This is a genomic window from Geodermatophilus sp. SYSU D00700 (genome assembly GCF_054050255.1).
Genome location: NZ_JBJGZA010000018.1, coordinates 1 through 22,155, shown reverse-complemented (window position 1 = coordinate 22,155; position 22,155 = coordinate 1). Strand labels below are relative to the sequence as shown.

Here is a 22,155-nt window from a genome sequence, read left to right as displayed (position 1 = left end):
ACGAGATCGCCGATCTCGCGCGACCGCTGCTAACCGCCCGCGCGGGCCGCGGCGGCGGTCAGGTCGATGCCCAGCAGCCGGGCCATGTTGGCGCCGAGCAGGCCGCGCTTGTCCTCGTGGGTGATCTGCGGCCAGCCGTAGCCGGTGCGCAGGTCCTCGGGGATCTCCAGCGCCATGACCGCGTCGAGGTAGGGCCGCGGCGGTCCGGCCAGGAAGCCCTCCGACGCGTAGCTGAGCTTGTCGGCGCCCACCTGGGCGAGCAGCCGGCCCAGCTGCTCCTGCACCTGCCGCGGGGCGATCGGGGTGAAGGCCAGGTTGGCGCCCAGGCACAGGTGCACGTTGGGGAAGCGCGCGGCGATCGACACCGTCTCCTCGAAGTACGGGACGCCGAGGTGGTGGATCACGAAGTCGAGCTCGGGGAAGTCGCGCGCCGGCCGCTGCAGGTCGTTGGGGCGGACGTCCTCGATGTTCTCCAGCCCGAACGGGAAGCCCTTGTGGAACTGCAGCACGCGGATGCCCAGCTCGGCGGCGCGCTCGTAGAGCGGGTAGGCCAGCTCCCGGTCGTCGCAGCGCCAGGACCGCTCGACGTGCCCGTTGTAGAACTTCAGCGACACCGCGCCGAGGTCGCGCACCTGCCACTCCAGGTGCTCCAGCGCCGCGTCGAGCCCGGCGAAGCGCGGGTCCACCCCGCCGCACAGGAACGCCCGGTCGGGGAAGGCGCGCACGAACTCCGCCTGCAGCTCGACCGGCGCCCACCAGTCCTTGTAGCCGTCGAAGATCGGCACCACCTGGGCCACGGCGAGGTCGGTGGGCGACTGCTCGAACAGCATCCGGCCCTGCTCGACCACGCCGGTGCGGGTGGCGAAGTCGACGTCGGCGCCGTGCAGCGGGCGCAGCGCCTCGCCCATGGCCAGCGGCAGCCGGCGCGGGTCGTGCCCGCCGGCGGCGCGGACGGCGTCGTCGGTGAGGTTGTCCTCGCTCATGTCGTGCAGGTGGACGGCGGCGTCCAGCACCACGATGTCGCCGATCACGGGCGCACCGCCCCTCTCCCGGCGGCCAGCCGCTCGCGCACCCGCTCGCGCCCGGCGGACAGCACGGCGGCGGCGTCGGGGCGCAGCAGGTCCTCGGTCCACACCAGCGCGGCGTCGAGCCGGACGGTCACCGAGGTGACGCCGGGCAGGCCCGCCAGCGCGCGGGCGGCGGCGTCGGCGAACACACCCAGGTAGCCGCAGCCGGGGGCGGTCACCGCCACGTCGAGCACGAGCCGGCCGTCGTCGGCGAGCTGCCAGCCGCGCACCAGCCCCATCGCCGGCAGCGACAGCGGCGTGCCCTGGGCCACCGAGCAGGGGTCGACGACCTGCTCGAGGGCGGCGGCCACCGCGGCGTCGTCGGCCCGGCCCGGGCGGCCCGCCCCCGGCACGGTGAGCAGCTCCACCGGCCCGCTCACGCGGCACGCTCCGCGAGCGGGGCGGGCACGGCCGTGCCGGCCAGCCGCGACCAGGTGCTGAACGGCTCGGCCGGGCCGCCGCGCTCCCGGCGGGCGCGGGCGAACTCGTCGTCGGCGACCGCGGCCAGCCGTGCGGGCAGGTCGATGCCGAGCATCCGCGCCAGGTTGCCGCCGAGGATGCCGGCGCGGTCCTCGGCCGACAGCGGGGGCAGGCCGTAGCGGTCCTGGAGGTCCTCGGGCAGCTGCCAGGCGGCGAAGGCCTCCAGGCCCAGCCGCGGGTGGGCGAACAGCGCTCCGTCGGAGTAGAGCAGCTTTCCCGGGCCACCCCAGAACAGGAACTCGGCCATGGCCTCGGAGAACAGCCGCGGCGCCTTGTTGAGCAGCATCGTGGTGATCTCGAGGTTGGCGTGGACGTTGGGGAAGCGGGCCAGCGCCAGCGCGGTCTCGGCCACGAAGGCCATGCCCGCGTGCACGATCTCGAACTGCAGCGCGGGGAAGTGCATGGCCGCGCCCTCGACGTCGTCGATGCGGTAGGGCCCCAGCGGCACCGGGCCGTTGGGCAGCGCCTTGTGCACCGCGACCACCTTCAGGCCCATCGCCAGCACCCGCTCGTAGAGCGGGAACACCAGCTCGGGGTCGTCCATGCGGAAGGTCCGGTAGGGCGCCAGCTGGTCCGGGTAGAGCTTCACGCCCACCGCCCCGGGCAGCAGCGCGGCCTGCTCGTCGAGGTCGTCGAGGCAGCGCTGCAGGCCCAGCGTCGGGTCCAGGCCGAGGTAGACGATGCTGCGGTCGGGCCAGCGGCGCTGCAGCTCCACCGCCTTGTCCAGCGAGCACAGCCCGTCGGCGAACAGGCTGTCCAGCCGCAGCACGTGGTAGACGAGCAGGTCGACGTCGCTCTCGGCGAAGTGGGTGCCGGCCAGGAGCTCGGCGCTCTGGTCGGTGCAGAAGGTCTCCTCGGGCACCACCCACTCCGGTGGGTTGAAGTGCGCGTGGATGCCGTAGAAGCCGCGGCGCACCGCCTCCCCCATCGGCCCGCGGGCGTTGTCCGGGGACAGGTTGTAGGCGTGCGCGACCGCGTTGACCACCGGCGTGCCGTCGGGGAGCACGGGGCCTCCTCAGTCCGGGCGGCCGCCGCCGACGACCACGTCGGCGGTGCCGGGGACGACGTCGGGCGGCGGGGCGGTGGGCGGGCGCGGCGTCGGCGTGCCCACCTTGATCTCGGGCAGCCCGGCCACCACCTCGGTGAGCCACTCGAGTTCGGCGAGGTCGGCGACGCAGGGGAAGAGGACCACCTCGTCGGCGCCCTGCGCGGCGTAGGTCTCGATCTGCGCGCGCACGCCGTCGGCGCCGCGCCACACGCCCGCGTTGACCATCATCGGCGGCGCGCCGGTGCGGAAGAACGACGCCAGCCAGCGGCTGGCCCCGTCGTCGGGGTCGAGAGAGCGGGCCACCCAGGAGCCGGCCACGATGCGGGGGCGTCCGGGCCGGCCGGCGCCGGCCCAGGCGCCCAGCGCGGCGGCCGCCTCGAAGGCGAAGAACTCGGGCTTGATGCCGCCGGCGACGTAGCCGTTGCCGTAGGCGAGCATCCGGCGCAGGGCGGGCCCGCTGGCGCCGCCGACGAGCACCTCGACGTCCCCGAGCCGGGGACCGAGGTACTGCTCGCCCGGCGTCTCGCGCAGCGACAGCAGCACCTCCATCGCGCGGTCGAGCATGCGGCCGCGCTCCTCCCACACCTGGCCGGTGGCCTCGTAGTCCCAGGGCCGGGCGCCCACGCCGACACCGAGGGAGACCCGGCCGGGCGCCATGCGCACCAGGGTGGCCACCTGCTTGGCCAGCGTGTGCGGGTTGCGCAGGCCGGCCAGCAGGATCGACGTCGACAGCGTCACCCGCTCGGTCAGCGGCGCGAGCATGGCCAGGGTCATCAGCGGGTCGAGGTTGGCGTAGGCGACCCGGTCGGTCACCGCCAGCGACGACCACGGCCCCGCGTCGATCAGCCGCGCCCAGTCGAGCAGCACCCGCGGGTCGACGTCGGGGATGCCGCTGGGCACGAACACCCCGACCCGGACCGGCCCGTCGGCCGGGATGTCGGGCACCGGGGGCATCACCGGCATGCCACCGGGCGGCGGGCCGTCGGCTGCGGTCATGGCGGGTCCTCTCGCTCAGGCGGGGCTGGGGACGGGGTGGCGGACGACGACGTGCTCGAGCGGCCGGCCCGCGGCGAGCCGGCGCAGCTGCTCGCCCGCCAGCCGCCACGCGCGCTGCCGCCAGTGCGGCGAGGAGCCGGCGACGTGCGGGGTGAGCAGCAGGCCGGGGCAGGTCCACAGCGGGTGGTCCGGGGGCAGCGGCTCGGGGTCGGTGACGTCGAGGGCGGCGCGCACCCGCCCGGCCCGCAGCGCGTCGACGAGGGCGCCGGTGTCGACCAGCGTCCCGCGGGCGGCGTTGACCAGCAGCGCGCCGGGCCGCATGGCCGCGAGGAAGGCGGCGTCGACCATGCCCACGTTCTCGGGGGTCGCCGGGGCGAGCAGCACGACGACGTCGGCGGCCGGCAGCAGCACGGGCAACTGGTCGGGGGTCGCGGTGCCGTCGCGGCCGGACCGGGTGACCCCGTGCACGGTCGTGCCCAGGGCCCGCAGCCGCTGCGCCACCGCCGTCCCGATCGCGCCGGCGCCGACCACCACCGCGGTCGACGCCGCGAGGTCGCCGGCGGCCGGCCCGTCGACGGCGAAGGCGAGGTTGGCCGAGGCGTCCCAGCGGCCCGCCCGCTGCTCGGCGAGGAAGTGCGGCAGCCGCTTCTCCATGGCGAGCACCACGGCCAGCACCCACTCGGCCACCGGGCCCTCGTGCACGCCGCCGGCCCGGCACAGGACGACGCCCTCGGGCAGCGGCGGCACCCAGTCGACGCCGGCGTTCATCGTCTGCACCAGCCGCAGCCCGGTCAGCCCCGGCAGCAGGTCGGCCAGCGCGCCGCGGTACCGGGGGTCGAGCACCAGCGCCCCGACCTCGGACGGCGGGACGTCCGGCGCCGCGTCCAGCGGCCACGGGTCGCAGCGCACGCCGGGCGGCAGCTCCCCGAGGGCCTCGGGCGGGCAGTCGGCCGGGACGAGGACGCGCACCGTTCAGCCCGCCCGGATCCCGTCGCGGACCAGCAGCGGCAGCAGCTGGTCGCGGTACTGGTGCAGGCCCTCCGTGTAGTCCAGCCAGGACAGCGCGAGCCCGTCGAGCCCGGCGCCGGAGAGCTCGGCCATCCCCTGCGCGACCGTCTCCGGCGACCCGACCAGGGGCAGGGCGAAGAAGCCGGCGATGGCGGAGGCGGCCATGCCCTGGTCGAAGTCGGCGCTGGCGGAGTTGGGGGCCAGCAGCCGCAGGGCGTTGCGGGCGGCGTCCCGGTCGCCGTGGACCTCGACCATCTCGTCGAAGCGGCGCCGCGCCTCGGCGTCGGTGTCGGCGCAGACGACGTGCGCGGCGGTGAACACCCGCAGGTCGCGGCCGTGCTCGGCGGCCCGCTGCTTGATCTGCGCCACCGCGCCGGCGGCGGAGGCCACCGAGGGCACCAGGGCGAAGGTCACGTCGGCGTGGCGGGCGGCGAAGGCCTGCCCGGACGGGCTGAACCCGGCGTTCATGACCACCGGGCCGGGGGTCTGCAGCGGCTTGGGCTCGCTGAGCACGTGGGTGCCGGAGAGGTGGCGGCCGTGGAAGTCGAACTCCTCGTCGGCGGCCCAGATGCGCTCGAGGAACTCGACCCACTCCCCCGCGACGGCGTACCGGTCGTCGTGCGGGCGCTGCTCGATGCCGAACATGCGGAACTCGTCCTCGTTCCACCCGGCCACGACGTTGAGCGCGAACCGCCCGCCGGAGACGTGGTCGACGGTGGCGATCTGCTTGGCCGCCGCGACCGGGTGCAGCACCGGCACGTGGAAGGTGGCGAACACCTGGATCCGCTCGGTCACCGCGGCCACCGCGGCGGCCCAGGTGAAGGTGTCGAACGACCGGTGTCCGGCCCGCTCCTCCGGCCGGCCCATGCCGCGCCAGCGGGCCACCGGGATCATCGCCTCGAGACCGGCGGCGTCGGCCAGCCGGGCCACCTCGCGGCTCTCCGGCCAGGTCATCCGCAGCGCCGCCGGTGAGCGGGTCAGGTTGGCCCCGCCGGCCATGTTGGCCGAGAAGACGCCGAGCTTGAGGCGCGAGGGGCTGCCCAGCACCGGCGTCGACCGCTTGTCCACCCGTCGTCCGGCGTCGGGGTCGGAGGTGGTGTCGGCGGCAGCGGCCACCGGCGCCGTCGGGGCGGCCACGGCCGCTCAGCTCCCCGCGGGCACCGGCGCGCCGGGCGCCGGGGTGCCCGCCGCCGTCGGCGCGTGCCCGTTCCCGCCGGCCCCCGCCCCCGGTGGGCGGGTGTCGGCGGTGTCGGCGATCTCGGGCAGGTGGGCCAGCGCGGTGGGCACGTCGGTGCCGTTGGCCAGGCGGATGACCGGCTGGGTCTTGGGCGCGGCGGTGGTGGCGGCGATCTCGCTGAGCGTGCGGGGACCGCCCTGGCGGGCGTAGGTGGGCTTGCCGTCGGCGGCGCGGAAGGCCGGCATGACCTGCTCGGCCATCAGGTACATGTTCTTCTGCACCATCCAGTGCGGCATGGAGCCGAGGTGGCCGCCGGCGCTGACCGCCATGCCCAGGCCGTACTCCTCGGCCTGCTGGGCGTACTTCTCCACGACCGTCTGCGGCGAGCCGACGATGATGTAGCCCTGATCGATGAGCTCGTCGTAGCTGAGCTCCCAGAAGTTCTTCACGCCGGCAGCCTGGCGGCCGCGGATGGTCCGCAGCACCGAGTCGGCCGTGTTGTAGCCCGGGGGCATGAGGTGGTGCATGGGCACCTTCAGGCCGGTGCGGAAGAACCACATGGCGTGCGGCATGAACTCCCGCCGCGCCTGCTCGTCGGTCTCGGCCACGTAGGTGGGCACGACCCGGCCCAGCTGCTGGGGCGAGGGCGTGTAGCCGTACTTCTCCTCGCAGATCTGCCGGAAGGTCGCGAAGGACTTCTTCGTGATCCAGTTCGACGTCGTGGTCTGCATGTAGGAGAACCGCCGCTTGGCGACCTCGTCGATGGTGTCGGTCGACCCGGTGCCCGGCATCCAGACCGGCGGGTGCGGCTGCTGCAGCGGCCGGGGCCAGATGTTGGCGTGCTCGATGTCGTAGTGCACGCCCTGCCAGGTGAACGGGCCGGGCTCGGTCCAGGCCTTGAGGATCAGGTCGTGCGCCTCCCAGAACATGCCCTTGGAGGTGGTCGGGTCCTGGCCGGAGGAGTGGTACTCGGCGCCCATCCCGCGGACGTGCCCGGAGATGATGCGCCCGCCGGAGACGATGTCGAGCATCGCGATCTCCTCCGCCACCCGCAGCGGGTTGCGGTGCAGCGGGAGCGCGTTGCCGATGATGCCGATGCGGATGGCGGAGGTCCGCGCGGCCAGCCAGCCGGCCCAGACGTCGGGGGCGCAGATGGTGCCGAAGGCGTTCTGGTGGTGCTCGTTGACGATGACCCCGTCGTAGCCGAGCTTCTCCGAGAGCACGAGCTGCTCGAGGTACTCGTTGTAGAGCTTGTAGGCCACCTGCGGGTCGAAGTAGGTGTTGGGCAGCGTCACCCAGGTCGACTCGAGGTCCTCCCCCGGCGGGATGTAGGGGTAGGGCATCAGGTGGAAGTTGTAGAACTCGAGCCGGTTCTGCGCGGCCGGCTCCGCGGCCGGGCCCGGGACGGCGGTGGGGCTGGCGTCGGTCATCGTGCGTCCTCCCGGGCGGTGGCGGTGCTGCTGACGGTGCCGGTGACGTGGTCGGCGAGGGCGGTGGCGACGGCGTCGGGCTGCTGGAGCAGCAGGGCGTGACCGGCACCGTCGAGCTCGGTCAGGCGGGCGTCGAGCAGGCCGGCCCAGGCCCGCAGGTGCGGGGGCGGCACGACGTGGTCGGCGCCGCCGCCGACCACCAGCGCGGGCAGCCCGAGCAGCGGCAGCCGTTCCTCGAGCTTGAGGTCGTAGCGGCGGGTCCAGATCATCGCCGCGGCCGCACCGAGCTCGCCGTAGCGGTGCGCGTAGCCCTCGGGACCGCCCTGGGCCGGCGTGCCCACCCCTGGCACCAGGTCGGCGAAGCCCTCGTCGGAGCCGTTGAAGTACTCGTCGGTGTAGCGGGCGGGGTCCATGGCGAAGACGTCGGCGACCGGCGCCCCGGGTACCCGCAGGCCGAACGGGGCGACGACGGCGAGGCTGCGGACCCGGCCCGGTGCCCAGATCGCGAGGTCCGCGCCGATCCAGGCGCCCAGGCCGTAGCCGGCGACGTGCACCGAGTCCAGGCCGAGCGCGTCGAGGAGGTCGCGCAGCAGCAGCACCATGTCCGGGCGGGTGGTCAGGTGCGGCGCGCCGGGCGAGTCGCCGAAACCGGGCAGCTCGGGCGCGACCACGTCGCAGCGGTCGGCGAGGGCGCGGTGGAACGGCGACCACACGCCGGTCAGCCAGTGCCCGTGCAGGAACAGCACCGGCTCGCCGCTGCCCGCGCGGCGGTGGGCGACCTCGGTGCCGCGCACGGTCACCCGCTCCGGTGCGGTGTACCAGGCGTGCCGGGTCGGGGTGGCGGGCTGCGCCGGCGCTGCGGTCATCGCGGGAGGCTCCTGTCCTGCAGGGCGGGCGCGCCCACCGTGCTCGTGGGGGTGGGTGCGAGGAAGTCGCCGAGAACGGCCGAGAACTCCTCGGCGGCCTCGAGCGGGGGCAGGTGCCCGGCCTCGGGGAACAGGTGCAGCCGGGCACCGGGGATGCGCGCGGCCACGGCCTCGGCGAAGCCCGCGGGCTTAAGCGGGTCCCGGCCGCCGGCGAGCACCAGTGTCGGGACGCCGATCCGCTCGTAGGGCACCGTGTCGCCGGGCGGCGGCGGGGCCCAGGGCGCGCGGACGGCGAGGGAGGCGAACCACTCGTAGGCCCCGGGCCGGGTGGCCTCCGCCTGCCGCGCCGCCACGTAGGCCTCGTCGTCGGCCCAGCGGGGGTCGGCGACGGCGAGCCGGACCTGCTCGCGCATCGAGGCGGGCGTGCCGTCGTAGGACATGAGGCGGGCGCCGGTGGACCGGTCGATCGGCGGACCTCCGGCGCTGACGAGGACCAGCCGCCGCACCGGCAGCGCCGGTCCGGCCGTCAGCGCGCGCAGCAGGTGCGACCCGCCCATCGACAGCCCGACGGCGTCGACCTCACCGGCCCCGACCGACCGCAGCCACGCCGCCAGGTGGGTGAGCATCCGCCCGGCGAGGTCCTCGAAGTCGCGCACCTTGGCGCTCTCACCGAAGCCCAGCCAGTCGGGGGCCAGCACGCGCAGCCCGCGGTCGGCCAGGTCGGCGGCGGTCCGGGTCCAGGTGGTCCGCGCGCACTCGCCCCACGCGCCGCCGTGCAGCAGCAGCACGGTGGGACCGTCGGGCGGGCCGGCCTCCAGGTGGTGGGTGGCCAGGCCGTCCACCACGGACCGGCCGTCGAGGACCTCCACGCGGACCCTCCGTTTCTGTGACGACCGTCATGAAAGTAGCAGTCGCGGGGGTCTGGTCAAGTCCTCGACGGAGCTCCTCCGCGTTGACAGGAGGCCGTCCCGGCGGGACGCTCGGTCATGCCGGTCGTGTGACGACCGTCATGACGACGCGACAGGACGGCACTCCGGGAGGCGCGATGCCGCGGACGGCGACGAGTGAGGGCACCGGCGTCGACGCCGGTGCGTTCCGGCGCATCCTGGGCCGCTTCCCCACCGGCGTCGTCGTGGTCTCGGCCTCGGTCGGGGGCCGGCCGGTCGGCATGGCGGTCAACTCGTTCACGTCGGTGAGCCTGGAGCCGCCGCTGGTGTGCTTCTGCGCCGCGCACAGCAGCACCACCTGGCCGGACCTGCGGCGGGCCGGCGGGTTCACCGTCAGCATCCTGGCCAGCGGCCACGAGGACCTCGCCCGGCTGTTCGCCCGGCGCGGCGCCGACCGCTACGGCGACCGCGACGCGTGGACCACCAGCCCCGGCGGGCACCCGCTGCTGGCCGACGCGCTGGGCTGGCTGGACTGCGAGACGGTCGCGGTGCACCCGGCCGGCGACCACGACCTCGTCCTCGGCCGGGTGGTCGACGGCGGGGCGGCCGACGGCGACCCGCTGGTCTTCTCCGCCGGGCGCTTCACCACCGTGCGGGGCTGAGGTGGCCACCGGCGACGACCGTCCCGCCGGGGACCCGTGGCGCACCGCGACCGCACGCGAGCTCGGCCTGGACCCGGACTCGCCGTTCCTCGAGGTGCTGCTCGCCCGGGTCGGCCGCGACGCCCCTCCCCCGCCCCGGCCGGCCGGGACGTCGGTGGAGCTGGTGGCCGGGGCGGTGGCCGCGCTGCGCCGCGGCGCCCCGGTGCTCGTCGTCGACACCCGGCCGCACGGGGTCACCGGCCACCTGGTGCAGGCGGCGGGCGCGGTCGGGCCGGCCGCCCTCGGCCTGCTCACCGACCTCGGCACCGGGCTGGTCGGGGTCGCGCTCCCGGCGCGCCGCTGCGCCGAGCTGCGCCTGACCCCGATGGTGGCCGACCAGAGCCGCCCCCAGGCCACGGTGTACGCGGTGAGCGTCGACGCCGCGGGCACCTCCTCCGGCGCCTCCCCGGCCGACCGGCTGCGCACCATCGGCGTGCTGGCAGCGCCCGGCACGGTCGCGGCCGACCTGCGCTCGCCGGGACACGTCTTCCCCCTCATCGCCCGCTCCGGCGGGCTCCTCGACGGCGGGGGACCCGCCGAGGCCGCCGTCGAGTTGGTGCAGCTGGCCGGCCTGCCCCCGGCGGCGGTGGTCTGCGAGGTGGGCGGCCGGTCCGAGCCGGACGCCGACCCGGACGCCGAGCTGACCGCGCTGGCCCGCCGGCACGGGCTCACGCTGCTGCGGCTGGACGACCTGCTGGTGCACCAGCGACTGCACCAGGGCGCGGTCCGGGTCGGCGCGACCACCCGGCTGCCGGTGCCGGCCGGCGGGTTCACCGCCGAGCTGCTGGTGTCGGCGGCCGGCACGGTGGAGGTGCTCGCGCTGCGGCTGGGCGACCTGGCCGCCGGTGCCGACCCCCCGCTGGTGCGGGTGCACGTCGAGTGCCTGCTGGGCGACGCGCTGGGCTCGCGGCGGTGCGACTGCGGCGAGCGGCTGGAGACGGCGCTGGCCGACGTCGTGGCCGCCGGACGCGGCCTGCTGCTCTACCAGCGCGCCGACGGCACCGGCGTCCTCGACCTGCTCGCGGGCTATGCCGCCGCCGATGCGGCCGGGACCAGCCCCGAGCGGGCCGGCAGCGACCGCGCCGGGCACCCCGTACCGCGCTGGGACGCGGTCGCCGACGCGCTGCACGTCCTCGGCCTGCGCGCCGTCCGGCTGCCCGGGGCCGACCCGGGCGCGCTGGTGGCCCTCGGCCGGCTCGGCATCGGCGTCGAGCAGGCCGAGGGCGCGGCGCGGCCGGCGTGACCCGGGCGGCGCCCCACCGGGACGCGGCCTACAGCGCGACCTCGGCGAGCAGGTCCACCTGCCCGGGGTCGGGGACGGTGGGGTCGAGGAGCAGTTCGTCGACGCCGATCTCGGCGAACCCGGCGATGGCCTCACGGACGGCCTCCGGTGACCGCAGCGCGCTGCCGGCGATCATCTCCGCGGTCTCGCGGCCCATCGGCTCGTAGTAGTCGAGGAGGTAGCGCCGGGACGCCTCCTCGGTGTCCCCCAGCGAGAAGTAGACGAGCGCCGCGAACCGCGGCGAGCCCTCCTTGCCGGCCTCGCGCCACGCGGTCCGGACCCGGTCGAGGAACGGCGCGGTCATCTCCGGCGGCAGGCCGCCGGCGGTCCAGCCGATGCCGTACTCGACCGTGCGGCGGATGGCCGCCTCGGTGTTGCCGCCGATGAGCAGCGGCACGCCGGGGTGGGAGGTCTCCGGCGTCGCCGGCCGGGTCCCCTCGACGATCGGCTCGCCGGTCCACGCCCGGTGCAGGTCGGCCAGCTGCTCGTCGAACAGCCGCCCGCGCGCCGCGAAGTCCCGGCCGGTGAGCCGGTAGTCGATGTCGCGCCAGCCGGCGCCCAGGCCCAGGGTCAGCCGCCCGCCGGTGAGCTCCTGCACGGTGACCGCCTGCTTGGCCAGCTCCGCCGTGCTGCGGGCCGGGGAGATGAGGACGTTGGTGAGGAACCGGATGCGCTCGGTCACCGCACCGGCGGCGGCGAAGACGGTCAGCTCCTCGTAGCTGGGATAGGAGACCGCGCCGATCGAGGCCAGGCTGGAGAATCCCGCGCCCTCCGCCCGTCTCGCCCACTCGAGCAGCTGGGGGCCCGTGGTGCCCCGGACGCTGTTCGGGATGCCGATGCCGATCTCCACCTGTTCCTCCTCCTGGTCAGGACGTGCTCGACCAACCGCTCCAGCGCTCGACGGTGACCACCAGCAGCGGCCCGGCCGGCGGCTCGGTCCGGTACTGCGCGTGCCGCGCCGCCAGCGCCGCCATCCCCGGGTGCGCCGCCGGGGGGTCCTCCACGACGGCGGCGGTCCCGTCGGCGCGCACCCACCACAGCCGCGACCAGTCGTCCTCGTAGTGGTCGACGAGCAGCGCGCAGCGGGCGTCGGCGCGGACGTTCGCCAGCCGCTGCAGCCGGCGGGTCCGCTTCGGCTTGGCGTCGACCGCGGAGTAGACCGTCCCGTCCACGAGCGCGAAGACGACGGGCACCACGTGCGGCGCGCCGTCGGGCCGCACGGTGGCCAGCCGGGCGACGGCGCTGGAGGCGAAGCGGCTGCGCAGTTCCGCCGTCTGCACGCCGCCAGTCCTACCAGAGCGGGAGCCCTCCGGGCCTGCTCAGCCGGAGACGAAGTCGGTCACGAACCGGCGGGCCGGCGCCTCGAGGCGGTCGCGCAGCTCGAAGAACAGGTCGGCGGCACGCTGCCCCTCCCACCGCTCGGGCAGCAGCTCGGCCGGCAGGCCGGGGTCGAGGTAGGGGAACTTGCGCCACTGGTGCAGGGTCGAGACGTAGTCGACGTAGGCGTCCCGGTCGTCCCCCGGGCGGTCGCGCCACCGCTGCGCCGTCGTCGAGGCGGTGCCGAGGAACTCGACGTAGAGGTCGCGGAGGTCCTCGAGCTGCCAGCACCGGCGGACCAGGGCCGGCAGGTCCTCGAAGCCGAGGTGGTGGGCCTCGAAGACGGTCACGTACTCCTCGAAGCCGAGGGTCTTGATCGCCGACTCCAGCTCCGGCTGGATCCAGCGCGGCGCCAGCCACAGCCCGCTGTTGAGCATCCCGAAGCCCAGCCACTCCAGCCGGCTGCGCAGCTGGTGCCGCTTGTCGCGCTCCTGCTCGGGGATGGAGTAGGAGACGAGCACCCAGCCCTCGGCCACGGTGGCCGAGTGCACCCGGGAGAAGATCCGCCGGTCGGACTCGTCCAGGCTGACCAGCGCCTTGTCCGACAGCCGGTAGCCGCGCTGCCCGTGGCGGGTCTCGGCGACGAGCAGGTCCCGCTGGCGCATGCGGGACACCGCCGAGCGGGTGGCCTGCTCGTCGACGCCGACGACGGCCATGAGCCCGACCAGCCGGCCCACGGGGAGCCAGCCGCCCAGCGGCCGCATGAAGGCGCCGCAGACGTCCATGATCAGCAGGCGGGGCTGCCCGGGGCCGCCGCGCTCGCGCTGCAGCGGCGAGGCCGCCATGGACGGCGTGCCGCCGGTCCAGCGCCCCCGCGCCGGGCCCGCACCCTCCGGGGACCGGACCACGACCGCACCTCCTCCCGCCCGCGCCCGGCGCCGGGGCCGGGGCCGTGCTGTTGCCGCGCTGTGCTCAGGGTGCCACCACCCGACTACAGGGTGGCAGCGACCCCGAGCATCAGCACGTCGCGGGGGAAGTCGCAGGAGTAGCCGGTCCAGGCGTCGCGGAGCAGCCGCTCGGGAGCGCTGCCGCCGGTGCCACCGCCGGCGGTCACCCCGGCGCCGCCGTGCAGCTCGACCGCGCGCTGGGCGTTGGCGATGGCCACGTCGACGGCGCGCACCTTGGCCAGCGGGACGCGGGCGGCGAGCGCGGCCGGGTCCTCCTCCCCGGCGGCCACCCGGTCGACGGCACGGGCGGCGTCGTGCACCACCAGCCGGGCGGTGTGCAGGTCGGCGGCCATCTCGGCGAGCTTGAGCGCCACCGCCTGGTGGCTGCGCAGCGGCTGTCCCCAGCTGCGCCGTCCCTCGACGAAGGCCAGCGTCTGCTCCAGCGCGGCGCGGGCCAGGCCCACCAGCGCGGCGGCCAGGCCCACGACCATGCCCGGGGTGGAGCTGCCCAGCAGCGGCAGCGCGCCGCCCTCCGGGCCGATCCGCGCGTCGGCGGGCACCCGGACGTCGTCGAGCACCAGCTCGGCGTGCCAGCCGCTGCGCATGCCGAGCAGCGACGTGCGCGGGCCCACGACGAGGCCGGGCGTGTCCGCGGGCACCCAGAAGACGCTCACCCCCTGCGCGGCGGGCACCGCCGGGTCGGTGCGGGCGAAGACCAGGTAGGTGTCCGCGGCCCCGGCGTTGGTCACCCACTGCGCCTTGGCCCCGGAGACGACGTAGTCCCCGCCGTCCCGCCGCGCCCGGGTGGCCACCCCGATCGCCGGGTCGGGCACCGGGCTGAACAGCTCCGCGCCGGCCACCGAGGGCTCGTTGAGCGCCCCGGCCAGCAGGTGCCCGCCGGGGGCGGTGAGCGCGGTGAACCAGCGCCGCTGCTGCTCGGGGGTGCCCGCGGCCACGAGCAGCCCGGGCACGGTCGCGGTGAGGTTGAGCGCCGCGGCGAAGCCGACGTCGACCGCGCCGAGCTCCTCGGCGACGACGGCGTTGTCCAGCTGGCTGCCGCCCCCGCCGCCGTGCTCCTCGGGCAGCAGCAGGGTGGTGAGCCCCAGGTCGGCCGCCGCGGCGACCAGCGACCGGAATTCCTCCCGGCCGAGGTGGCCGCCGGTCTCCCGCTCGGCCCGCGCCACGGCCGGGGCGAGCTCTCGGGCGGCGAAGCGGGCCGCGGTGTCGCGCAGCAGCGTGCGGTCGGCGGCCTCGTCCCGCAGGGTCATGCGGCTCCTCTCAGCGGGCGGACAGTCCCGCGTCGACCGGCAGCGAGACGCCGGTGACGTAGCGGGCCTCGTCGGAGGCCAGCCACAGCACCGCGTTGCTCACGTCGACCGGCTCGATCCAGGGCACCGGCAGCGAGTGGAACCGGGCGAACACCGGCGCCACCTCCGCGGGCCCGGGTCGCTCGGCCTCGGGCGCGAACAGCCGGTAGGTGGCCTCGTTGTGGATCATCGGCGTGCTCACCGCGGTCGGGTGCACGGCGTTGACCCGCACACCCCGGGGGCCCAGCTCGTGCGCCAGCGACCGCACCAGCCCGACGACGCCGAACTTGCTGGCGGCGTAGGCGGCCAGGTGCGGCGGCGCCTTCATCCCGCCGTTGGCCGAGCTGGTCACCACGATGCTGGCCGACGGGCTCCCGGCCGGCCGGGCGAGCAGGTGCGGCAGCGCGGCGCTCACCGTGTTCCAGACGCCGGTGAGGTTGGTGTCGACCACCGTCCGCCACTCCTGCGCGGACAGCTGCTCGGCGGGAGCGGCGACCACCACCCCGGCGTTGGCCACGACCACGTCGAGCCGGCCGAGCTCGGCCACGGCCCCGTCCACCGCACTCCGCAGCGCGGCGTCGTCGCGGACGTCGGCGACCCGGGCGGCCGCCCGCCGCCCGGCGGCGCGGACCGCCTCGGCGGTCTCCTCGAGGTCGGCCTCGGTCGCGGGCGGGTAGTCGGTGCCGGGCACCGGGGCGCACAGGTCGACGGCGACGACGTCGGCGCCCTCCTCGGCCAGCCGCAGGCAGTGCGCCCGGCCCTGGCCGCGGGCGGCGCCGGTGACCAGGGCGACCGTGCCGGCGACCCGGCCGGGAGCGCTCGCGGTGCTCACGTCAGCGCCGTCCCGGCGTCGACCGGGAGCACGGTGCCGGTGACGTAGCGGGCCTCGTCGGAGGCGAGCCAGAGCACCGCGTTGCTGGTGTCCTGCGGCTCGATCCACGGCACCGGCAGCACGTTGAGCGAGGCGAAGACCGGCTCCACGTCGGCCCGCGTCGGGTGCTCGAGGTCGGGGCGGAAGACGTCGTAGGCGCCCTGCCAGTGCACCATGTCGGTGTCGACGGTGGTCGGCGCGATGCAGTTGACCCGCACCCGCTGCGGACCGAACTCGGTGGCCAGCGAGCGGACCATGCCGAGGATGCCGGCCTTGGACGCGGCGTAGTGCGCCATCGCCGGTGGCCCCTTGAGCCCGGCCGCGGAGCTGGTGATCACCACCGAGCCGCCGCCGCGCTCGACCAGCGCGGGCAGCACCGCCTGCACGGTGCGCCAGGTGCCGGCCAGGTTGATCCCGACCACGGTGTCCCAGTCGTCGTCGTCGACGTCGAGGGCCGGCTTGAGCTGGATGACCCCGGCGTTGGCGACGGCGACGTCGAGCCCGCCGAAGGCCTCGACCCCGGCGGCCACCGCGTCGGCGAGCGCGGCCCGGTCGCGCACGTCGGCGACGGCGGTGACCACCTCCCCGCCGGCGGCCTCGACCAGCTTGGCCGTCGTGGCGAGGTCCTCGGCGGTGCCCTGCGCGTAGGGGATGCCCGGCAGGTCGGCGCAGCGGTCGACGGCGACGATCCGCGCGCCCTCCTCGGCCAGCCGCACGCAGTGCGACCTCCCCTGCCCCTTCGCCGCGCCGGTGACCAGCGCGACCTTGCCCTCGACCCGGCCGGTCACGAGCGCATCACCCCGTTGCGCAGCCGGTCGACCAGGACCGCGGCGATGAGCACGGTGCCGCTGGCGACCGAGGCCCAGAACGGGCTGATCCCGGCCAGGGTCAGGCCGTTCTGCAGCACGCCGAGGAACAGCACGCCGAGCAGGGTGCCGAACACCGACCCGCGCCCGCCCATGAACGAGGTGCCGCCGAGCAGCACCGCGGCGCCGGCGAGCAGCTCGTACCCGGAGCCGGCGACCGGCGACGCGGTGGTCAGCCGGGCGGTGTCCATGATCGCGGCGAGGCCCGCCAGCCCGGCGGAGATGCCGAACACCGACACCCGCACGAAGGTGACGTTGATGCCGGCCAGCCGGGCGGCCTCGGCGTTGCCCCCGACGGCGTAGAGCATCCGGCCGTAGCCGGTGTAGCGGAGCACCAGCAGCGCCAGCACGAACACCACCGCGGCGATGACGACCCCGGCCGGCACGCCCAGCCAGCGGGCCGCGCCGAGCGAGACGAGGTACTCCGTCCGGTAGATCGACTGCGACTGCCCGCCGGTCCACACCTGCGCCAGGCCGCGGAAGACGTAGGCGGTGCCGATGGTGACCACGAGGAAGGACAGCCCGACCCAGCCGATCAGGATCCCGTTGACGGCGAACCCGAGGAAGAAGGCCACCGCGACCGCGAGCGTGATCGCCAGCGGGGGTGACATGCCGGTGGTCAGCAGCTGCCACAGCACCACCGAGGTCAGCGCCAGCACCCCGCCGACCGACAGGTCGATGCCGCCGACGAGCAGGACGAAGGTCATGCCGACGGCGACGGTCAGCAGCACCGCGTTCTGGTCGGCGATGTTGACGAAGTTCTGCACGGTGAGGAACTGCGGCTGGGTGACGCCCAGCACGACCACCAGGAGCGCCAGCACCGCCAGCACCCCGACGTACTGGCTGGTGGCGCTGTTGAGCCGGCCGAACCGGGACGGCGGCCGGGGCGGGCCGTCGCCGGTCGCCGCCGGGTGGCCCCGCAGGGCGGCGGGTGCGGACATCATCGGGTCGGACCTCCACCGAGGGCGAGAAGGGCGATCGACTCCTCCGTGGCCTGCGCGCGGTCGAGTTCGCCGGCGAACGCGCCGTCGTGCAGCACGAGCACCCGGTCGCACAGGCCCAGCAGCTCGGGCAGGTCGGAGGAGGCGACCAGGACGGCGGCACCCCGCTCGGCGGCGCCGGCGAGCAGGGCGTAGATGTCGGAGCGGGCGCCGACGTCGACGCCGCGGGTGGGCTCGTCGAGGACGACGACCCGCGGGTCGTCCTGCAGGCAGCGGGCGATGACGACCTTCTGCGCGTTGCCACCGGACAGGCTGCGCACCGGCGCGCCCACCCCGGAGCAGCGGATGCGGTAGCGGGCGACCGCGTCGTCGGCCCGTGCCCGCTCCCGGCGGCGGTCGGTGCGGCCGAGCACCCGCCAGTGCGGCATGGACAGGTTGGTCACCAGGCTGGCGCCGGGCACCAGCGCCTGGGCGAACCGGTCCTCGGGCACGAACGCGACGCCGGCGGCCATCGCCTCGGCCGGTCCGCGGCCGGCCAGCGGCGTGCCGGCCACCCGGACGGTGCCCGCGACCCGGCGGCGCGCGCCGGCGATCGACTCGAGCAGCTCGCTGCGGCCCGAGCCGACCAGGCCGGCGACACCGACGACCTCCCCGGCGCGCACCGCCAGCGACAGCGGGGCCGGCGAGCGGTCGGTGACCAGGTCCTCGACCTCCAGCACCGTGGGTCCCGGCGCGAGGTCGTGCTTGTGGAAGAAGTCGCCGAGGTCGCGCCCGACCATCAGCGCGGTGAGGCGCTCGTCGGTGAGCTCCTCGCGGGCCAGCCGGCCGGTGAGCCGGCCGTCGCGCAGCACCACCGCGCGGGAGGCGATCCGGCAGATCTCGGCGAGGCGGTGGGTGATGAGCACGACGGCGGTGCCGCGGGCGGCGGCCCGCTCCACGACGGCGAACAGCCGGCCGGGGTCGGGCAGCCGCGCGGTGGCCTCGTCGAGGACGAGCACCCGGGGCCGGGTGGCCAGCGCCTTGGCCACCTCGACCATCTCGCGGTCGCCCGGCGCCAGCGCGGCCATCGGCAGCGCCGGGTCCACGTGCAGGCCGACGGCGGCCAGGTGCTCGCGGGCGGCCTCGACGGTGCGCCGGCGGCTGAACCGCGACAGCGGCGAGCGCTGCCGGGACAGCAGCACGTTCTCGGCCACCGACAGGTGCGGCACCGCGGTCAGCTCCTGGCTGACCAGGGCGATGCCGGCCTCCAGCGACGCCACCGTGCTGCCCGGGGTCAGCGGCCGGCCGTCGACCTCCACCTCGCCGGCGTCGGGGACGACCAGGCCGGCGAGGACCTTGGACAGCGTCGACTTGCCCGAGCCGTTCTCCCCGGCGAGGGCGACCACCTCGCCGGGGTACAGCTCGAGGTCGACGCCGGCGAGGGCCTGCACGCCCCCGTAGCGCTTGCTGATGCCGCGGGCGCGCAGCAGCGGCGTCGCCGTCACGGGCTCAGCCGGCCACGTACGTGCGGCCGTCGCGCTCCTCGAAGGAGACCTCGAAGGGGTCGTCGACCCGCTCCTCCAGCGGCCGGTACTCGCCGGCGTTGGCCTGGTCGATCCGCGCCACCGGGACGACGATCTCCTCGGGGACCTCGGAGCCGCAGATGGCCGCGAGCGCGGCGTAGGCCAGCGCCTGGCCGATCTTGTCCTGCTGGATGTCGAAGGTGGCCAGGACCTCGCCGCTCTCGATGAGCGGGATGACCTCCGGCTGGCCGTTGATCGAGACGATCGCCGGCCGCTGGTCGCTGCCGGAGTACGCCGACGCGACGCCCACCGCGGAGGTGTCGTTGAACGTCCACACCCCGGCGAGGTCGGCGCCGTAGCGGTCCCGCCACGCCTGCGCGATCGCCTGCGCGGCCTGCGGGGTGATCTGCTGGTTGACCTGCGTGTCGACGACGTCGAGGCCGGCCTCCTCGGCGGCGGCCGCGAACGCCTCGTTCTCGCGCGTGATGACCTCGGCGAAGTTGGGTCCGGCGAGCGCGGCGACCTGGCCGTCACCGACGGTCTCGGCCAGCAGCTGCGCACCCTGGGCGGCGGCGGACTCGACGTCGGCGGTGACGTTGGTGAAGAACGGCCCGCCGACGGTGGTCTCCTGGGCGATGATCGGGATGTCCTGGGCGCGGGCCCGGTCGAACGCCGGCAGCGTGGCGTTGGGGTCAATCGGGTTGGCGATGAGCACGTCGACGCCGCTCTGCACCAGCGTGTTGATGTCGGCCACCTGCTTGCCCGGGTCGAGGTTGGCGTTGACCGGCCGCAGCTCGGCGCCGTACTCGCCCAGAGCCTGCTCGATGATCTGCTCGATGAACAGGAAGTTGGGGTCGGGCAGCGGCTCGCTGTAGCCGACGACCGCACCCTCGGCCTCGGCGCAGCCGACGCCGTCCCCGCTGCCGCCCTCCCCGTCCGCGGCGTTCTGGGTCCCGCCGGAACCCCCGCCCCCGGCGGACGCCTCGCCGTCGCTCCCGCAGGCGGCCAGCGTCAGCGCCAGGCCCACCGCTGTCGATGCCGCGACCAGTCCCCGGATCCTGCTGCGCACGAGGTCTCCTTCGGTCTGCCGGCCGGGACGGACCCCGCCGTCGTGGATAGCGCCCCTGTGACGCTCGTCATGAAGACGAGGGATGTGTAGCACGCAGTGACCGTCGCCACAATGGAGGCGCCGGGGTTCCGGTCCGTGATCGCCCCGTCCGGGCACGCGAACGGCCCGCGTCCTCCGTCCGTGGAACGGGGACGCGGGCCGTGGTGGGGTTCGGGAACGGCTCCCTCGCGACCCGAGTGCGCAGTTGCGAGCGACGACACCCTCCGACACGCCGCGTCGAGCAGCGACGACTGCTCACTCGGCGGTGCGGGGGTCCTCCTAGAAGTTGCCGCGGCGGGCCTGCTCGCGCTCGATCGCCTCGAACAGCGCCTTGAAGTTGCCCTTGCCGAAGCCGAGTGACCCGTGCCGCTCGATGAGCTCGAAGAAGACCGTCGGGCGGTCCCCGGTCGGCTTGGTGAAGATCTGCAGCAGGTAGCCGTCCTCGTCGCGGTCGACCAGCACGCCGCGGGCCTGCAGTTCCTCGACCGGCACCCGCACCTCGCCGATCCGGGCGCGCAGCTCGGGGTCCTCGTAGTAGGAGTCCGGCGTCGTGAGGAACTCCACGCCCTCGGCCCGCATCGCGTCGACGGTGGCCAGGATGTCGTTGGTGGCCAGCGCGACGTGCTGCGCGCCGGGCCCGCGGTAGAACTCCAGGTACTCGTCGATCTGCGACTTCTTCTTCGCGATCGCCGGCTCGTTGAGCGGGAACTTCACCCGGTGGTTGCCGTTGGCCACGACCTTGCTCATGAGCGCGGAGTAGTCGGTGGCGATGTCGTCGCCGATGAACTCGGCCATGTTGGTGAAGCCCATGACCCGGTTGTAGAAGTCGACCCAGGTGTCCATCGCGCCGAGCTCGACGTTGCCGACGACGTGGTCGACGGCCTGGAACAGCCGCTTCGGCGCGCCGTCCCGCTTGCGGTAGGTGGAGGTGCGCGGCACGTAGCCGGGCAGGTGGACGCCGGAGTAGCGCGACCGGTCGACCAGGCTGTGCCGGGTGTCGCCGTAGGCGGCGATCGAGGCCAGCCGGACGGTGCCGTGCTCGTCGGAGACGTCGTGCGGCTCCTCGAGCACCGTGGCGCCCTGGGCGCGGGCGTGCGCGACGCAGCGGTCGACGTCGGGCACCGACAGGGCGATGTCGACGATGCCGTCGCCGTGCCGCCGGTGGTGGTCGGCCAGCGGGCTGTCGGGGTCGTAGGCGCCCTGGACGACGAAGCGCGCCGCGCCGGAGCGGAGCACGTAGGCGTGGTGGTCGCGGTTGCCGGTCTCGGGGCCGGAGTAGGCCACCAGCTCCATGCCGAACGCCGACTGCAGGAAGTGCGCGGTCTGCAGCGCGTTGCCGACCACCCACACCAGCGAGTCCCAGCCGCTGACCGGGAACGGGTCGGCCGAGGCGTCGTACTCGACGAGGCCGACCAGCTGCTGCAGCTGGTCGGCGTGCAGGCCGGCCAGCTTCTCGTCGTCGTTGAGGATCTGCTCGAGGCTCATCGCCGTCTCCTCCCGCGGGGGGTCGTCGGTGTCCCCCGGACTGCACACCCGCGGGGGACACCTGGGCAACCGGTACCGCTGGTGCTGGTACGACTGACCAGGACGACCAGCTGACCGCGCCATGACCTGGTCACCGGGACCAGCAGGAGGACCGCTCGTGACCGACCGCCGCGTGCTCGACGCGCTCGACGTGGCGCTGCTCGCCGCCGTCCGGGAGCACCGCTCGGCCGGGCCGCTGGAGCTCTCCCGGCTGCTGGGCGTGGCCCGCGGCACCGTCTCGGCGCGGCTGCAGCGCCTGGAGGAGGCCGGGGTGGTCACCGGCTACGGCCCCGACGTCGACGTGCGGGCGGCCGGGTTCGGCGTGCAGGCCTTCGTCACGCTGGAGATCGCCCAGGGCGCCATCGACGCGGTGCGCCGCGACCTCGAGGCCATCCCCGGGGTGCTGGAGGCGCACGCGACCACGGGCAGCGGCGACGTCCTGGTGCGGGTCGCCGCCCGCTCGCACGAGGCGCTGCAGCAGATGCTCGTCGACCTCAACCGCTCCTCGGCGGTGGTCCGCTCGACCAGCGTCGTGGTGCTGTCGGAGCTGGTGCCCTGGCGCACGCTGCCGCTGCTGCGGTCGGAGGCCGCGCCGGGCGCCGGCCGCTCGGGGATGCCGGGGCCGTCGGGGGGCTGACCGGCCAGGGCCCACCGCGCGGTGCCCGACCCCACCGTGCGGCCGGCCCGGGCTCACCCCGTGGGGGGGGGGGGGGGGGGGGGGGGGGGGGGGGGGGGGGGGGGGGGGGGGGGGGGGGGGGGGGGGGGGGGGGGGGGGGGGGGGGGCGGGGGGGGGCGGGCGGGGGGGGGGGGGGGGGCGGGGGGCGGGGGGG

Annotated in this window: 22 protein-coding genes; 3 read left to right on the top strand and 19 right to left on the bottom strand. The window is 75.6% G+C overall.

What is annotated here, in order from left to right; genetic code table 11:
• Positions 1 to 29: 29 nt before the first annotated feature.
• From ACI79V_RS14445 to ACI79V_RS14405, 9 genes are read right to left on the bottom strand one after another with little or no spacing between them, the layout of a single operon-like run.
• The gene (locus ACI79V_RS14445; protein WP_456890318.1) at positions 30 to 1,031 is read right to left on the bottom strand and encodes an amidohydrolase family protein; all 1,002 of its coding nucleotides are present in this window, start codon (positions 1,029 to 1,031) and stop codon (positions 30 to 32) included.
• A complete protein-coding gene (locus ACI79V_RS14440; RefSeq protein WP_456890316.1) occupies positions 1,028 to 1,447 on the bottom strand; it encodes an iron-sulfur cluster assembly protein in 420 nt (139 codons plus the stop codon). Before ACI79V_RS14440 ends, ACI79V_RS14445 begins: the two co-directional genes overlap by 4 nt.
• Positions 1,444 to 2,553 carry an amidohydrolase family protein gene (locus tag ACI79V_RS14435; protein ID WP_456890314.1) on the bottom strand — a complete coding sequence of 370 codons (1,110 nt, stop codon included), beginning with the start codon at positions 2,551 to 2,553 and terminating at the stop codon, positions 1,444 to 1,446. The genes ACI79V_RS14440 and ACI79V_RS14435 overlap by 4 nt, the downstream gene beginning before the upstream one ends.
• Before the next feature lie 9 nt (positions 2,554 to 2,562).
• A complete protein-coding gene (locus ACI79V_RS14430; protein WP_456890312.1) occupies positions 2,563 to 3,591 on the bottom strand; it encodes an LLM class flavin-dependent oxidoreductase in 1,029 nt (342 codons plus the stop codon).
• A 15-nt stretch (positions 3,592 to 3,606) separates the two neighbouring features.
• Entirely contained in the window at positions 3,607 to 4,560 is a 954-nt protein-coding gene (locus ACI79V_RS14425) for an NAD(P)-dependent oxidoreductase (protein WP_456890311.1), read from the bottom strand.
• Between the two features lie 3 nt (positions 4,561 to 4,563).
• Positions 4,564 to 5,736 (bottom strand): LLM class flavin-dependent oxidoreductase, encoded by a 1,173-nt coding sequence (locus tag ACI79V_RS14420; protein WP_456890308.1) that lies wholly within the window; start codon positions 5,734 to 5,736, stop codon positions 4,564 to 4,566.
• 6 nt (positions 5,737 to 5,742) lie between these two features.
• On the bottom strand, positions 5,743 to 7,206 hold the full coding sequence (locus ACI79V_RS14415; protein WP_456890306.1) for an LLM class flavin-dependent oxidoreductase: 1,464 nt from the start codon (positions 7,204 to 7,206) through the stop codon (positions 5,743 to 5,745).
• Complete coding sequence (locus ACI79V_RS14410) at positions 7,203 to 8,072, bottom strand: alpha/beta fold hydrolase (RefSeq protein ID WP_456890304.1); 870 nt, start codon at positions 8,070 to 8,072, stop codon at positions 7,203 to 7,205. The genes ACI79V_RS14415 and ACI79V_RS14410 overlap by 4 nt, the downstream gene beginning before the upstream one ends.
• On the bottom strand, positions 8,069 to 8,941 hold the full coding sequence (locus tag ACI79V_RS14405; protein WP_456890301.1) for an alpha/beta fold hydrolase: 873 nt from the start codon (positions 8,939 to 8,941) through the stop codon (positions 8,069 to 8,071). The genes ACI79V_RS14410 and ACI79V_RS14405 overlap by 4 nt, the downstream gene beginning before the upstream one ends.
• 176 nt (positions 8,942 to 9,117) lie before the next feature.
• Here ACI79V_RS14405 and ACI79V_RS14400 point away from each other — a divergent pair, with 176 nt between their 5' ends.
• Positions 9,118 to 9,621, top strand: coding sequence for a flavin reductase family protein (locus tag ACI79V_RS14400; RefSeq protein WP_456890299.1), 504 nt, complete (start codon positions 9,118 to 9,120; stop codon positions 9,619 to 9,621).
• Between the two features lies 1 nt (position 9,622).
• Positions 9,623 to 10,903: a 3,4-dihydroxy-2-butanone-4-phosphate synthase gene (locus ACI79V_RS14395; RefSeq protein ID WP_456890297.1), complete on the top strand. Its 1,281-nt coding sequence runs from the start codon at positions 9,623 to 9,625 to the stop codon at positions 10,901 to 10,903.
• A 28-nt stretch (positions 10,904 to 10,931) separates the two neighbouring features.
• Here ACI79V_RS14395 and ACI79V_RS14390 read toward each other — a convergent pair whose 3' ends face one another.
• The 10 genes from ACI79V_RS14390 to hppD all read right to left on the bottom strand — a co-directional run bounded on the left by ACI79V_RS14390 (position 10,932) and on the right by hppD (position 21,286).
• Positions 10,932 to 11,792, bottom strand: a complete 861-nt coding sequence (locus ACI79V_RS14390; protein ID WP_456890295.1) for an LLM class flavin-dependent oxidoreductase — start codon at positions 11,790 to 11,792, stop codon at positions 10,932 to 10,934.
• Positions 11,793 to 11,808: 16 nt separating this feature from the next.
• The gene (locus ACI79V_RS14385) at positions 11,809 to 12,222 is read right to left on the bottom strand and encodes a TIGR03668 family PPOX class F420-dependent oxidoreductase (protein ID WP_456874787.1); all 414 of its coding nucleotides are present in this window, start codon (positions 12,220 to 12,222) and stop codon (positions 11,809 to 11,811) included.
• Positions 12,223 to 12,261: 39 nt separating this feature from the next.
• Complete coding sequence (locus ACI79V_RS14380) at positions 12,262 to 13,167, bottom strand: PaaX family transcriptional regulator (RefSeq protein WP_456890293.1); 906 nt, start codon at positions 13,165 to 13,167, stop codon at positions 12,262 to 12,264.
• 83 nt (positions 13,168 to 13,250) lie between these two features.
• Positions 13,251 to 14,474: an acyl-CoA dehydrogenase family protein gene (locus ACI79V_RS14375; protein ID WP_456890292.1), complete on the bottom strand. Its 1,224-nt coding sequence runs from the start codon at positions 14,472 to 14,474 to the stop codon at positions 13,251 to 13,253.
• A 10-nt stretch (positions 14,475 to 14,484) separates the two neighbouring features.
• Positions 14,485 to 15,345, bottom strand: coding sequence for a mycofactocin-coupled SDR family oxidoreductase (locus tag ACI79V_RS14370; protein WP_456890290.1), 861 nt, complete (start codon positions 15,343 to 15,345; stop codon positions 14,485 to 14,487).
• A complete protein-coding gene (locus ACI79V_RS14365; protein ID WP_456890288.1) occupies positions 15,342 to 16,172 on the bottom strand; it encodes a mycofactocin-coupled SDR family oxidoreductase in 831 nt (276 codons plus the stop codon). The genes ACI79V_RS14370 and ACI79V_RS14365 overlap by 4 nt, the downstream gene beginning before the upstream one ends.
• A complete protein-coding gene (locus ACI79V_RS14360) occupies positions 16,169 to 17,194 on the bottom strand; it encodes an ABC transporter permease (protein ID WP_456890286.1) in 1,026 nt (341 codons plus the stop codon). Before ACI79V_RS14360 ends, ACI79V_RS14365 begins: the two co-directional genes overlap by 4 nt.
• Entirely contained in the window at positions 17,191 to 18,675 is a 1,485-nt protein-coding gene (locus ACI79V_RS14355) for a sugar ABC transporter ATP-binding protein (RefSeq protein WP_456890285.1), read from the bottom strand. Before ACI79V_RS14355 ends, ACI79V_RS14360 begins: the two co-directional genes overlap by 4 nt.
• Before the next feature lie 4 nt (positions 18,676 to 18,679).
• A complete protein-coding gene (locus ACI79V_RS14350) occupies positions 18,680 to 19,762 on the bottom strand; it encodes a sugar ABC transporter substrate-binding protein (protein ID WP_456890284.1) in 1,083 nt (360 codons plus the stop codon).
• A gap of 318 nt (positions 19,763 to 20,080) precedes the next feature.
• Positions 20,081 to 21,286, bottom strand: coding sequence for a 4-hydroxyphenylpyruvate dioxygenase (gene hppD / locus ACI79V_RS14345; protein WP_456890283.1), 1,206 nt, complete (start codon positions 21,284 to 21,286; stop codon positions 20,081 to 20,083).
• Positions 21,287 to 21,443: 157 nt separating this feature from the next.
• On the opposite strand from hppD, the gene ACI79V_RS14340 reads away from it, so the two are divergent.
• Positions 21,444 to 21,962 (top strand): Lrp/AsnC family transcriptional regulator, encoded by a 519-nt coding sequence (locus ACI79V_RS14340; protein ID WP_456874797.1) that lies wholly within the window; start codon positions 21,444 to 21,446, stop codon positions 21,960 to 21,962.
• Positions 21,963 to 22,155: the final 193 nt, after the last annotated feature.

What these genes read in the sequence shown, in the direction of transcription:
- ACI79V_RS14430 (WP_456890312.1), bottom strand. Translation starts at nt 3,591, where the DNA reads ATGACCGCAGCCGACGGCCCGCCGCCCGGTGGCATGCCGGTGATGCCC.
- ACI79V_RS14375 (WP_456890292.1), bottom strand. Translation starts at nt 14,474, where the DNA reads ATGACCCTGCGGGACGAGGCCGCCGACCGCACGCTGCTGCGCGACACC.
- ACI79V_RS14400 (WP_456890299.1), top strand. Translation starts at nt 9,118, where the DNA reads ATGCCGCGGACGGCGACGAGTGAGGGCACCGGCGTCGACGCCGGTGCG.
- ACI79V_RS14360 (WP_456890286.1), bottom strand. Translation starts at nt 17,194, where the DNA reads ATGATGTCCGCACCCGCCGCCCTGCGGGGCCACCCGGCGGCGACCGGC.
- ACI79V_RS14410 (WP_456890304.1), bottom strand. Translation starts at nt 8,072, where the DNA reads ATGACCGCAGCGCCGGCGCAGCCCGCCACCCCGACCCGGCACGCCTGG.
- ACI79V_RS14415 (WP_456890306.1), bottom strand. Translation starts at nt 7,206, where the DNA reads ATGACCGACGCCAGCCCCACCGCCGTCCCGGGCCCGGCCGCGGAGCCG.
- hppD (WP_456890283.1), bottom strand. Translation starts at nt 21,286, where the DNA reads ATGAGCCTCGAGCAGATCCTCAACGACGACGAGAAGCTGGCCGGCCTG.